Here is a 12,569-nt window from a genome sequence, read left to right on the forward strand (position 1 = left end):
ATCAAATGTCAAGTTTGATATAAATCGATAGCGCTTCCGAAAACAGGCATGGATGCTGCTGTCGGCTAACCTCGAATGAGGTTTTATACAATTCTATGCGTTTTTATAAAAATGATTGGTGCGTGGTGGTATAAGCAGTTCGCCCATACCAATGGTTCTTGATGCTCTCTTGATATTTTTTATATATGTGCTCTGAGCTGACTACCAATCGAGTCGATACTCTAAGACCGCAGCAGCGTGAACGCTATGAAGCCACTCACTTGCTGGATATTGCCTAGAAAACTGTTGTTTCTTCCGGGCGCTTCTTGGGGGCTGGGATTGGCGATGAGATCAATCCGGCGGCTTTGGCTATGCTCGGTATTTTCTTCATTTCTTCCGTCATTCTTGCAATTGGGTTTATTCCATAGCCGTCTCCAGTGCCCCCGATTGCATGGCCAGTGATCCAATCGCTGACATCCCTTGGAATACCATGCGCTCTAGCAAGCGTTTTGAACGAATGCCTGAATGCATGAAGTGGGTGACGTCCAAGCCGGTAAACCCCGCAGCGTTGGGTTAACAAACGCCAGTGCTTTGCCACGATTCCTGAGTACCTGCCCGATACCTTATCTAGTTGTGCAAACACTTTCGTGTCCGGTTCGTGCCCATGCACCAACTCCAAAAAGCCCAAGGCTAGAAGGTCTTCATGAATAGGAATGTCGCGGCGACTGCTGTGGGTTTTGACAGATTTGTCGGGCCGGTCATCAATGATCCGGATAAACCATTGGCCGCTTTCGTGCTGGCGGACATCACTCACGTAGAGCTGCGCTATTTCCTCACGTCTTGCACCTGTGTAGGCGGCTACAAGCGGCAGCCAGAACACAGCGTTACCTGGTCGGCCGGTGGCATATTGTTGGCTTTGAAAATCTGAGTGACTGAATAGTCTTACGAGCTCTTCCCATTTGTAGCCTTTGTCATCATCCAGATGCCGTTTCGGTTTAGCTGCATCCAATTTACGAAGCACGCGTGATGCGGTCACTGGATTGGATGAAATATGTCCGCTTTCCACGGCGAATGACATCAAGGACGACAGCCGTGCAACGGTTAACCGAACGGTTGCAGATGAGAGGGTAGGGGTATCCGGCTTGGCCAGCTTTTTCAGTTGTCCGATATCGACATTCTTGGTTCTGCCTCCCCTGATAACAGGAATCGTTGCTAGCTCAACAGCAAAGGTTTGGATGTGAGACGGCGTGATGCGGTTAATGGCAAGGTCGCCGATTAATTCTATGAATCGGTCAATCACTATGCGCAGCTGGGACTCATGATTGGCTCGTACGTGTTCCGGCCGATTGATTAGCGCCATCGACTCGATATGCCTGTCAAGGACCTGGGAGAGCTTTGGAAGCGAACTGGACTTTTGCCCTGGGAATGCGACCGCTGAAGGCGAATCACGCGCACATGCACTGCTAGGGGCTTTACCGTGGACGTTGCCGGGAAGAGCGTCGATGGTTTGTCTTGAAACCTCGCCGTGTAGCCGTGCTTCGTTGATCAGTCGTTCCGTTGCCGCGTAAGCGTCGGCAAAGAGAGCTTTGGCCTGCCGAAAATCTGTTGTCCCTAATGAGCGTCGAATTTCGACCCGGCCGATGATGGGGCGCAAAGCTTGTGGAACGAAGCGGCGTATGTAGTACACCCCGCTGACCGGGTGACGCCATGGTTGGGCGATAAGAGCCATGTTGCTGTACCTACCTTCTGTATCAGTTGGTAGGAAACGAGGTCTGCTTTAGGTTGGAAGCCAACGTACGGCTGGCATGGGAACAAAAGGCCGCACGGAAACCGCTGAAATCCGTTGATGCCTTAGAACGTCCCGAAACACAGCAAAACCGAGTAAAAGCCGACTAACATGGTCGGCCTTCCTGGTCATTTTTTGTGCTATATTCCGCGCCCGTTTTCGTTGCCCCGGTTTCTAGCCATGCACGCAGCCAAGCCCCTTTTCGACTATCCCAAGTACTGGGCCGAGTGTTTCGGCCCGGCACCGTTCCTGCCGATGAGCAGGGAGGAGATGGATCAGCTCGGCTGGGATTCGTGCGACATCATCGTCGTCACCGGGGACGCCTACGTCGACCATCCATCGTTTGGCATGGCCATTATCGGTCGTCTGCTGGAAGCGCAGGGATTTCGCGTTGGCATCATCAGTCAGCCCGACTGGCAGAGCAAAGATGACTTCATGAAGCTCGGCGAGCCGAATCTGTTCTTCGGGGTTGCTGCCGGCAACATGGATTCGATGATCAATCGCTACACTGCCGATCGCAAGGTGCGCTCTGACGACGCTTATACCGCGGGCGGCTTGGCAGGCAAGCGACCGGACCGCGCCAGCTTGGTCTACAGCCAACGCTGCAAGGAGGCCTACAAACATGTGCCTGTGATACTCGGCGGTATCGAGGCCTCGCTGCGCCGCATCGCCCATTACGATTACTGGTCGGACAAGGTACGTCGTTCGATCCTGATGGACGCCACGGCCGACATCCTGCTCTACGGCAACGCCGAGCGCGCCATCGTCGAAGTGGCGCAGCGCCTGGCCCGGGGTGAGTCGATCGAAGCCATCACCGACGTGCGCGGCACCGCGTTCATCCGCAAGGATTCGCCGGACGGCTGGTTCGAGATCGACTCGACCCGTATCGACCGGCCGGGCAAGATCGACAAGATCATCAACCCCTACGTCAATACCCAGGACCTTTCTGCCTGCGCCATCGAGAAGGACAAGGGCCCGCAGGACGATCCCAACGAGGCCAAGCCGGTCGAGCTGCTGCCGCACCCGAAACTCGAGCGTGACCGCACGGTGATCCGCCTGCCGTCGTTCGAGAAGGTGCGCAACGACCCGGCGCTATACGCCCACGCAAACCGTGTGCTGCACCTGGAGACCAACCCCGGCAACGCCCGCGCACTGGTGCAGCGTCACGATGATCACGAGCTGTGGCTCAACCCACCGCCGATTCCGCTGACCACCGAGGAGATGGACTACGTGTTCGCCGCGCCCTATGCGCGCGTTCCGCACCCGGCTTATAACGGGGCGAAGATCCCGGCCTACGAAATGATCCGTTTCTCGGTGAATATCATGCGTGGCTGCTTCGGTGGCTGCACCTTCTGCTCGATCACCGAGCACGAGGGCCGAATCATCCAGAGCCGTTCCCACGAGTCGATCCTGCATGAGATCGAGGAGATGAAGAACGTGCCGGGCTTTACGGGCGTGGTCTCCGACCTCGGCGGCCCGACCGCCAACATGTATCGTCTGGCCTGCAAGAGCCACGAAATCGAGAAGCACTGCCGCAAACCGTCCTGCGTATTCCCCGGTATCTGCGAGAATCTCGATACCGACCATAGTTCGCTGATCGAGCTGTACCGCAAGGCGCGGGCGCTGCCTGGCGTGAAGAAGATCCTGATCGCCTCCGGGCTGCGCTACGATCTCGCCGTCGAGTCGCCAGAGTACGTCAAGGAGCTGGTCACCCATCATGTTGGTGGCTATCTGAAGATCGCGCCGGAGCACACCGAGCGGGGCCCGCTGGACAAGATGATGAAGCCGGGGATCGGCAGCTACGACAAGTTCAAGCGGATGTTCGAGAAGTATTCGAAGGAGGCGGGCAAGGAGCAGTACCTGATCCCGTACTTCATCGCCGCGCACCCCGGCACCACCGACGAGGATATGATGAATCTCGCGCTGTGGCTGAAGGGTAACGGCTTCCGCGCTGACCAGGTGCAGGCGTTCTATCCGTCGCCGATGGCCTCGGCTACTGCGATGTACCACACCGGCAAGAATCCGCTGCGCAAGGTGACCTACAAGAGCGAAGGCGTCACCGTGGTCAAGAGCGAGGAGCAGCGCCGTCTGCACAAGGCATTTCTGCGTTATCACGATCCCAAAGGTTGGCCGATGCTGCGTGAGGCGCTGATCCGCATGGGCCGCGCCGACCTGATCGGCAATGGCAAGCATCAGCTGATCCCGGCGCACCAGCCAGCCACCGAGGGTTACCAGAGCGCGCGACGCAAGAACTCCACCCCGGTCGGTAGCAAGAAGGCCGGGCAGGGCGGCAAGATCCTCACCCAGCACAATGGCCTGCCACCGCGCAGCCATGATGGTAATGCTTGGGACAAGCGCGAGCAGGCCAAGGCCGCGGCCGAGGCCCGGCGCAAGGCAGCTGCCGGTGGCGGCAAGCCATCCGGCAAGGGGCGCAAGCCTTCCCAGCGTCCCGTCGCGCCACGTTGATAGCCGCTATCAGCGGCTCTGGCCACTTCACGACTGGGCAGGGCGCGCTTAGTCCTTGAAGGCAAGCGTCGCCTGGTTCAGTTCGCTGGCCAGGTGCATCATCCGTTCGCTCTGCTCGCGGCCGCGATTGATGTGCGCCAGATTGCTGTCACCGAGCTGATGGATGCGTTCGCTGTGATCGCGGATCTCGCTTACCGCCTCGCTCTGCTGTGCGGTGGCATCGGCAATCTGCACGGCCATATGTTCGATTGAGCCGATAGTGACGACGATCTGATTGAGTGCGGAGTCGGCGGTTTCGGCCAGCTGGGCGGTCGCTTCGGCATGATTGACCTGCGTTCGCATGGCCTCGACGGATTGGTGGGCGGCCAGCTGCAGGTTGCCGATCAACTGCTGAATTTCATCGGTGGCGCCACTGGTACGCTGCGCCAGTGTGCGCACCTCGTCGGCGACTACGGCGAAACCGCGACCTTGCTCGCCAGCTCTGGCGGCCTCGATCGCGGCATTCAACGCCAGCAGATTGGTCTGCTCGGCGATCGAGCGAATCACGGTCAGCACTTTGCCGATGGTGCCGGTTTCGTCGGCCAGATGCTCAATCGCGCGTGCGTTGTTTTGCACTTCGCTAACCAGACTATGCAACCCCGTCAGACTTTTGCTGATGACGGTCTGGCCGTGGTTGACCGCCTGGCTTGCGGCGCGACCGGCTTCGGCCGTCTGCCCGGCACCGTTGGCCACGGCCTGGATGGTTGCTTCCAGTTCCTCCAGAGAGTCTCGAATCTGAGCGGTATCGCTGTTCTGGCGGCTGGCGCTCTGATGCAGATCACCGCTCAGTTCCGCGAGGCTGCGGCTATTGCCGGTTACCGCCTGGGCATGCTGGCGCAGCGTGCCGACGAGGGTGAGTAAATAGCTGCGCAGCTGGTTGAGCGAGGCACCGATCTCGTTCATTTCCGGCGTTCGGAAACGAAGCCCGATGGGCTTCTCGAAATTACCTCCCGCCCAGGCTGAAAGGACGGGTACAAGCTGCCCCAGTGCGCGCGTCAGCTGGCGCTGCAAGCGATCGATCGCAAGGGCAATCAGCAATATCAGGGCGATGATCGTGCCCTGAATAATGCGTACTTCCGATTGGATCCGTCCATGCTCGGCGCGTATCACCGGCTCCAGCTCGGCAAGCGCACGTTGCAGGGCGGCGATTTTCTGTTCGCTGCTGGCCAACAGTTCGCTGCGCTGGAGGATCAGTTCGCGAGTCCGCTGAAGCTCGCCGGGATAGCGTTTGATCAGAGCGAGCAAGTCGCGCTTGAGCGAGATGCCCTGGTCTTCGCTGGTCGGCCCCTGTGGTTGGTCATCCAGATCAAGCAATGCGGCGAAAGCGCTGGCGCCGGAGCGTTGTTCGGTTGCGATGCCAAGCAGGGGCAGCGAATCAAGTTTGCTGGCTTCTTCGCCCAGCGCCTGCAGAGCCTGCTCCACTTCCGTCGCCAATTCGTCCCGCCCGCTGCTCACCAGCTTGCCGCGTGCATGGCTGAGGCGCAGCAGCTGGCGGACGGACTCGAACAGGGGCATCTGGTATCGGCTTGCAGTCGGCTGAGTGCTTTGCGTCGTGTAACGCTGCAACTGCGCCAGCGCGCCGGCCATCTCCCGTTCGGCCTGCAAGAGCAGACCCTGTGGATCTCCGGCGAGTTTGCCAGCAGCCAGAAGCTCAGTGGCAGTGAACTGATTGAGCTGCGCAAGGCTAGGCCGTAGACGGTCGGCGAACTGGCTCGGCAAGACCGCTACATCGTCTGCCAGACTGTCCAGCGCCTGCATCGCGGCGTTGTGGCGTACCGCGTTGCCGTCAGCTAGATAACCGTGGATGTTACTGGCAACTTCATGTTCGAAGCGTTGCGAAAGGCCCAGGTAGCGATCCATCAGCTGATAGGGACGCTGTAGCGCCCGCTCCGACCACCAGAGCGTGATGCCTAATGCGAGGCAGATTGCAACGAGCAGGCATGTGTTGAGGGTGGTGATCGACTTCAGACGCATCCTGACCTCCGGTCGTTGGGGAGGTCAGCAATGTATGGCTATTTGATGTCACTCGCGTGACAGGAGGAACCGCTCTACTCGGTTACGACCAGCGTTTTTCGCACGATAAAGCGCTTCATCTGCTTGTTGGGTCAGCGACTTGATGTCGGCGTCTGGCGTCAGTTCGGCGATACCACAACTGAAGGTGCAGCAGAGATCCGCCTGTTGCGCCGGATAGCGTATCTCGGCAAAACGCTGACGGATATCGTCGAGCACTTTCACCGCGTCTTCCGCCTGGGTATCTGGCAGCACCACAGCGAACTCCTCGCCGCCATAGCGACCGATATGGTCGGTCTTGCGCAGACGCTGCTTGAGGAACAGGGCCAGGCTCTTGATGACCCGGTCGCCCATGGGGTGTCCATAGGTGTCGTTGACCTTCTTGAAATGGTCGATATCGATCATGGCGAAGCACAGTGGCTGGCCGTCGCGGCGTGCGCGTGAGCTGGCATCCTCGAGCAATTGCAGGCTGTGTGTATGGTTGTAGAGCCCGGTGAGGCTATCACGAACGATTCTGGCCTTAAGGTTGCGTGCTCGCTCGGCACGGGTGCGCACTGTGGCGATCAGATGGCTGGGCTTGATCGGTTTGGTCAGGAAATCATCGCCCCCTTCATTCATCGCATCGAGCTGTTTTTCGAGGTCGTCTTCTGCCGACAGGTAGATGATCGGTACGCTCACGTAGCGTTCGTGCTGACGAATCACCTTGGCCAACTCGGTACCCATGCATTCAGGCATGTACATGTCGAGGATGATCAGGTCGGGTTGAAACTCGGCCAAATAATTGATGGCCTGAATCGGCTCGTTGAGCGTCTGGGTGATTATCCCGGCATTGTTCAGAACCCGCTCGGTGTGCGTCGCCTGTGCACGTGAATCATCGATGATGAGCACCCGGAAAGGCTCGTAGTGGGCGGTACGGGTGAAAATTTCGATCTTTTCCAGCAGGTTCGAAGCGTCAATGGTGCCGGTAAAGAATTCCAGCCCACCGGCACGTACGGCGGCCAGCCGCATCGGGGTATCCGTTTCCTGATGGCTGAAGAAGATCAATGGCAGCTTCTCCTCCAGACCTTGCTGCACGCGTTCGGCGAGCTTCAGGCCTTCACCGGAGCCGTTGAAGTCGACATCCATGACCAGCGCCGCGGGATGGCGCTCATGCATGGCGGCCAGAAATTCGCTGTCGCTGGTGAAAGCCCGAGCGGCCATGCTGAAGAATTCGAGTTGCCGGACCACATGCTTGGCGCGCTCATGGTCGTCCAGCGCGATGTAGACGGGCTTGCTCAACGGCGGAACGTAGCCCGATTGCCCACGCGGGTCGCCGTGACGAAGACCGGTACGCGCGAGGCGATAGACCAATTGACTGAGCGTGGCGATGGTGTCGCTCGATAAACGTCCGCGGTTGTCCTTGATATCAGCCAGGCAGCTATCGATGCCGAGTGCCAGTTGGCGATGCTCGGTCTGCTCGAAGCGCTCGGCAAATCGACGCAAGCGCTGATTTGCGTCAGCGAGCGCGGTCCGGTAGTTGTCGTTCCATTCGCCGCGCTGCAGCTGTTGCCAAACTTCGAGCACCTCGCGTGCCTGATGGATGACTCGTTGCGCGAAGTGCTGTTTTAGTTCTTCCTGGTCCGACATGTCCGGTTCCCTGGCCCGCTGCCGCAGTGCTTTCAGAGGTCGCTATGGTGGCGTGATGCTACCACTGTATGGGCGTTGCAAAGGCGCTGTATAAGCGGTCTGGTTCTCATTATGGGGCTTGCTGTGGATGAGCTGCGTTATAGTGGTTCACACGCCGTAACGCTCCCCGTTACCGGTGGTCGAATCTTGAACTCCGAAAGAAGGACAGACGCCCATGTTGGACTGGAAGAACCGCTTTGGCCGCCTCGGCTCATCGGGAAATACCGCCAGAGCGGAAGGGGCGACACGTAACCCGCTAGTGCTGGCTCTCGCCGTGGCGATCGGACTCTACTTGCTGGTTGCGCTGCTGGTGGGCTGGTACTGGAGCTCTGAGCCCGACCGTTTCCCAGTGCAACAGCATGTGCGGCAAGCAGCCGAAACGTCACAACGGCAGATCGTCAACGGCTACACCACGGTCGAAACGCTCAGGCAGGTTGCCAGCACCCTGCTGGACAAGCCGGGTGGCTACCTGACCAACGACATCGCGCCTCCCGGCCTGTGGCTGGATAACATGCCCAGCTGGGAATACGGCGTGCTGGTTCAGGTTCGTGACCTCAGCCGTGCGCTACGCAAGGATTTCGCGCGTTCCCAGTCCCAGTCTACTGAGGATGCCGACCTGTCCAAGGCCGAACCCTTGTTCAATTTCGACAATCGCAGCTGGGCGCTGCCGGCTAGCGAATCGGAATACCGTAACGGCATCCGCTTCCTGGATCGCTATTTGGCACGCCTGAGCGATCCCGCGCCCAAGGCGCAATTCTATTCGCGCGCCGACAATCTCAATAACTGGCTGGGGGATGTAGGGACCCGGCTGGGGTCGCTGTCGCAGCGACTGTCGGCCAGCGTCGGCCGGGTACGCCTGGATGCCCGCGTGGCACCTGAGTTGGAACGTGAAGGGGTACAGCAGGTGGTCGAGGAGCAACGCGTCGAGACGTCCTGGCTGCAGATCGACAACGTGTTTTACGAAGCGCGAGGGCAAGCTTGGGCCTTGTCGCATCTTCTGCGTGCCATCGAAGTGGACTTCGCTGACGTGTTGGCCAAGAAGAACGCGGCGATCAGCGTCAGGCAGATCATTCGTGAACTCGAGGCGGCACAGGAGCCGCTCTGGAGTCCGATGGTGCTCAACGGCAGCGGTTATGGTGTGCTGGCCAACCATTCGCTGGTGATGGCGAACTATATCTCGCGGGCCAATGCGGCGATCATCGATCTGCGCAATCTGCTGTCGCAGGGGTAAAGCTCAGGCGGCTCTTAGGGGCCGCCGCCGCTTGCGGTTCAATCCAGTCCGAGCTTCTTCAAACGGTAGCGCATGGAGCGGAACGACAGGCCCAGACGCTGGGCCGCCGCGGTGCGATTCCAGCGGGTTTCCTCCAGTGCCTGCATGATCAGCTTGCGCTCGATTTCCTCGAGGTGGTCTTCGAGATTGTCGATCTGCGCAAGGCTTGCCTCGCCGTTTTCGGCTATGCCCGGCGCGTCGGACAGGCGCAGATCGCTGGGTTTGATTTCCTCACCTTCACAGAGTGTGTAGGCGCGCTCCAGCATGTTTTCCAGCTCGCGTACGTTGCCCGGGAATCGATAGCTCTGCAGTTTCGCCAGCGCATCGGGATGCAGGCGGGCGGCCGTATCGCCACATTCCTGGGCGAGGCGACGGAGCATGACCTCGGCCAACTGGGCAATGTCTTCGCGGCGCTCGCGCAGCGGCGGCACACGTAGCTCGATGACATTCAGGCGATAGTACAAATCCTGGCGAAAACGCCCAGCGGTGACTTCGTTGGCCAGATCCTTATGCGTAGCGCAGAGAATCCGTACATCGACCACGACTTCCTTGGACCCGCCAACCGAACGCACGGCTTTTTCCTGAATGGCGCGCAGCAGCTTCACTTGCATTGGCAAGGGAAGGTCGGCCACCTCATCGAGAAACAGCGTGCCACCATTGGCTGCCTGGAACAGACCCGGTTTGTCTTCCATGGCACCGGTGAAACTGCCTTTCTTATGCCCGAAGAACTCGCTTTCCATCAATTCCGACGGGATCGCACCACAGTTGACCGGAACGAATGGACGTTCATGACGTGGGCCCTGCTCATGGATCAGCCGTGCCACCAGTTCCTTGCCGCTGCCCGACTCACCGCTGATATAGACCGGCGCCTGGCTGCGCGCCAGTTTGCCGATCTGCTTGCGCAGCACGTTCATAGGGGGCGAGGCGCCGAGCAAGCGACTATCGACCGTCAGCTCGTTGGGGTTCGGATTACGCAGCCGCAGCGCGGTGTTGACCAGTTCGCGTAGCCGCCCGAGATCCACCGGCTTGGTCAGAAAATCGAAAGCTCCGGCCTTGAGCGCGCCGATGGCGGTGTCGAGGCTGCCATAGGCAGTGATCATTGCCACGGGCAGGTGCGGATACTGCTGCTGAATGAACTGCACCAACTCCAGTCCGCAGCCGTCCGGCAGACGCATGTCAGTCAGGCATAAATCATAGTGCTCGCGCGCCAGGCACTCGCGAGCTTCCTTGAGATTGCGGGCGCTGCGGGTGTCCAGCTTCATGCGTCCAAGGGTGATCTCCAGGAGTTCCCGGATATCGGGTTCGTCATCGATGATCAGCGCTTTCTGGCGGGCGGTCATGGTCTCGGTCTTTTAGCTGACGGGTGGCGCGGGGCCGCAATGTTAACGCTACAGTGCGTGCTTTGTACCGCGACCGTGGCTGATTGTGACCTGTGCCTGCTTGGCACGCCTCAGCTCAGCTTACGCGGATGCGCGAAAACGATGCGAAAACAGCTGCCACCCTCATCTCGTTCACGATAGTCCAGGCGTGCTTGATTGCTTTCACAGAGTTCTCGTGAAATATAGAGCCCCAGGCCCGTGCCCTTGTTCTCTGTCGTGAAGAAGGGCTCGAAGATATTCTGCAGTTGCTCGGACGGCACACCGGGCCCGTCGTCGAGGACTTCGAGCACCGGCAAATCGCTGGTCTCATCGCGGAATACCTGCAGCCATACCTGCGCCTGGCCATTTTTCTGAGCGCTGTAGCGCAGGCCGTTCTGCACCAGGTTGGTCAGCACCTGGATCAGCTGGTTCGGATCCATGCGAGTCTGCAGCGAGCTGCCGCGGGTTTCCACGTGTATGCGCTGGTCAGGCGGCAGCGACTCGCGAAATTCGCTGGCGAACCGGTGTACCCAATACTTTAGGTCCAGCAACTGCGGTTCGGCTTGCCGGCGGCGTGACAGCTGAAGCACGTTCTCGATGACCAGATTCATGCGTCGAGAATGATCCTGAATGATTTGCGTCAGACGCAAATCGCCTGCATCCAGCGCGTCGGATTCCTGTAGCAGCTGCGCCGCATGACTGATTGCGCCGAGCGGATTGCGGATCTCGTGGGCGATGCTGGCGGTTAGTCGGCCGAGCGAGGCGAGCTTGAGCTGCTGGGCCTTCTGCGCGATTTGCGAGGTGTCTTCAAGAAAAATCAGGGTGTCCTGCTTTACCCCATGCTGCAGCGCGGCGAAGCTTGGTTGCAGCGTGGCGCCGTCCGGCGTTGCCTTGAAGTTGCGCGGGCGCAGGGTTGGATTGTCGCGCCATTGCTGAAGCGCTCTGATCAGCTCGGGGCAGCGAGGGGCCAGGCGCTCGCCGGTCAATGATTGCTGGCCGAGCAGCTCAAGTGCGCCTTGGTTGGCCAGCAGCACGCGCTCCTGCGGGTCGAGCACGATGATCCCTGTGCGCATACGCTGCAGGATCTGGGCATTCAGCGCTTCGAGATTGGCGACTTCCTCGGCACGTTGGCGGGCGAGTGTTTCGCTGACCTGCAGCCGTCGAGTCAGGCCTTGCACCAGCAGCGCGGCGGCAAAGCATAGCGTGCCCAGCGCCGCGGCCTGGACGTACTGACTGCTGGCCGCGGTGTCGCTGAGGCTGAGGTAGAAGGTCAGGTAGATGAGGCCGGTCGCGGCCACCGCGGCGATGAAAAAGCCGATGCGCCCGTGCAGCAGAATGTTGGCGATGGCGACTGCGACAATCAGCAGGTTGCCGATCCCGCTGGGTGTGCCGCCGGCGAAATAGAACAGTGCCGCGAGCAGGGTGACGTCCAGCAGCGCGAGCGCCAGCACCGGCAGCTCCCGCTTCGGGTTCTGCAGCAGCACGGCGATGAGGATGTTGAGAATCAGATAGAGCCAGGCGCCGTGGTAAAACGCCGCCGGGTTGATCATGCGCATCAGGTCGTTGTGCAGGTCGCTACTGATGAGCAGGACCAGCACGAGGCCGATCGCGACGCGATAAAGATGGTAGAGCCGAAGGATTCGCCGGCCCTGGAGGCCGAGAAACGTCAGGCGCTCAGTTCCCACCCGATTGACGGTCCTGTTCCAGATGGGCCTGACTGCAATACCAGCGCTCTTGGCTCTGCAGCGCCTGTTCACGCGGCAGGTGCACGCCGCACTGCGCGCAGCGAACCGTCATCACGGTGGTTTCTTGCGGTTTACGGGCCGTAGTGGGCTTGCTCGTCAGTCGACGCCAGAGCCAGAACGCTGCGGCAATCAGAACGATCCAGAACAACAGGCGAAACAGACCCATATTTCTACTTCCTGGCTAAGCCATGCGGGCCTGCCGATCTGGCAGGCTCCGTGCGTGGTGGTGCACTCTGGTCGATGTTGCCGGT

Annotated in this window: 8 protein-coding genes; 2 read left to right on the forward strand and 6 right to left on the reverse strand. The window is 59.7% G+C overall.

All coding sequences use genetic code 11. From position 1 onward, the window contains the following. Nucleotides 1-274: 274 nt before the first annotated feature. Nucleotides 275-1,708 (reverse strand): DUF6538 domain-containing protein, encoded by a 1,434-nt coding sequence (locus tag ACL0K2_RS17295; protein ID WP_413043125.1) that lies wholly within the window; start codon nucleotides 1,706-1,708, stop codon nucleotides 275-277. A gap of 237 nt (nucleotides 1,709-1,945) precedes the next feature. On the opposite strand from ACL0K2_RS17295, the gene ACL0K2_RS17300 reads away from it, so the two are divergent. Continuing rightward, a complete protein-coding gene (locus tag ACL0K2_RS17300; RefSeq protein WP_045160759.1) occupies nucleotides 1,946-4,231 on the forward strand; it encodes a YgiQ family radical SAM protein in 2,286 nt (761 codons plus the stop codon). Between the two features lie 48 nt (nucleotides 4,232-4,279). Here ACL0K2_RS17300 and ACL0K2_RS17305 read toward each other — a convergent pair whose 3' ends face one another. Both ACL0K2_RS17305 and ACL0K2_RS17310 read right to left on the reverse strand, forming a co-directional pair. After that, a complete protein-coding gene (locus ACL0K2_RS17305) occupies nucleotides 4,280-6,244 on the reverse strand; it encodes a methyl-accepting chemotaxis protein (RefSeq protein ID WP_413043126.1) in 1,965 nt (654 codons plus the stop codon). 48 nt (nucleotides 6,245-6,292) lie between these two features. Then, nucleotides 6,293-7,906 carry a response regulator gene (locus ACL0K2_RS17310; RefSeq protein WP_045160762.1) on the reverse strand — a complete coding sequence of 538 codons (1,614 nt, stop codon included), beginning with the start codon at nucleotides 7,904-7,906 and terminating at the stop codon, nucleotides 6,293-6,295. Between the two features lie 214 nt (nucleotides 7,907-8,120). Here ACL0K2_RS17310 and ACL0K2_RS17315 point away from each other — a divergent pair, with 214 nt between their 5' ends. Continuing rightward, nucleotides 8,121-9,176 carry a DUF2333 family protein gene (locus ACL0K2_RS17315; RefSeq protein ID WP_045160763.1) on the forward strand — a complete coding sequence of 352 codons (1,056 nt, stop codon included), beginning with the start codon at nucleotides 8,121-8,123 and terminating at the stop codon, nucleotides 9,174-9,176. Between the two features lie 38 nt (nucleotides 9,177-9,214). Here ACL0K2_RS17315 and ACL0K2_RS17320 read toward each other — a convergent pair whose 3' ends face one another. The 3 genes from ACL0K2_RS17320 to ACL0K2_RS17330 all read right to left on the reverse strand — a co-directional run bounded on the left by ACL0K2_RS17320 (nucleotide 9,215) and on the right by ACL0K2_RS17330 (nucleotide 12,484). Next, on the reverse strand, nucleotides 9,215-10,555 hold the full coding sequence (locus tag ACL0K2_RS17320) for a sigma-54-dependent transcriptional regulator (protein ID WP_045160764.1): 1,341 nt from the start codon (nucleotides 10,553-10,555) through the stop codon (nucleotides 9,215-9,217). A 110-nt stretch (nucleotides 10,556-10,665) separates the two neighbouring features. Continuing rightward, nucleotides 10,666-12,258, reverse strand: coding sequence for a sensor histidine kinase (locus tag ACL0K2_RS17325; RefSeq protein WP_045160765.1), 1,593 nt, complete (start codon nucleotides 12,256-12,258; stop codon nucleotides 10,666-10,668). Next, complete coding sequence (locus ACL0K2_RS17330; protein WP_045160766.1) at nucleotides 12,248-12,484, reverse strand: PP0621 family protein; 237 nt, start codon at nucleotides 12,482-12,484, stop codon at nucleotides 12,248-12,250. Before ACL0K2_RS17330 ends, ACL0K2_RS17325 begins: the two co-directional genes overlap by 11 nt. Nucleotides 12,485-12,569: the final 85 nt, after the last annotated feature.

The sequence above is a fragment of the Pseudomonas sp. YJ42 genome, assembly GCF_047225135.1.
In the GTDB taxonomy this organism is placed as follows: Bacteria; Pseudomonadota; Gammaproteobacteria; order Pseudomonadales; family Pseudomonadaceae; genus Stutzerimonas; species Stutzerimonas stutzeri_E.

Bases quoted from the DNA above. Each gene is read 5' to 3' on its own strand.
- ACL0K2_RS17295 (WP_413043125.1), bottom strand. From the start codon at position 1,708: ATGGCTCTTATCGCCCAACCATGGCGTCACCCGGTCAGCGGGGTGTAC.
- ACL0K2_RS17300 (WP_045160759.1), top strand. From the start codon at position 1,946: ATGCACGCAGCCAAGCCCCTTTTCGACTATCCCAAGTACTGGGCCGAG.
- ACL0K2_RS17305 (WP_413043126.1), bottom strand. From the start codon at position 6,244: ATGCGTCTGAAGTCGATCACCACCCTCAACACATGCCTGCTCGTTGCA.
- ACL0K2_RS17310 (WP_045160762.1), bottom strand. From the start codon at position 7,906: ATGTCGGACCAGGAAGAACTAAAACAGCACTTCGCGCAACGAGTCATC.
- ACL0K2_RS17315 (WP_045160763.1), top strand. From the start codon at position 8,121: ATGTTGGACTGGAAGAACCGCTTTGGCCGCCTCGGCTCATCGGGAAAT.
- ACL0K2_RS17320 (WP_045160764.1), bottom strand. From the start codon at position 10,555: ATGACCGCCCGCCAGAAAGCGCTGATCATCGATGACGAACCCGATATC.
- ACL0K2_RS17330 (WP_045160766.1), bottom strand. From the start codon at position 12,484: ATGGGTCTGTTTCGCCTGTTGTTCTGGATCGTTCTGATTGCCGCAGCG.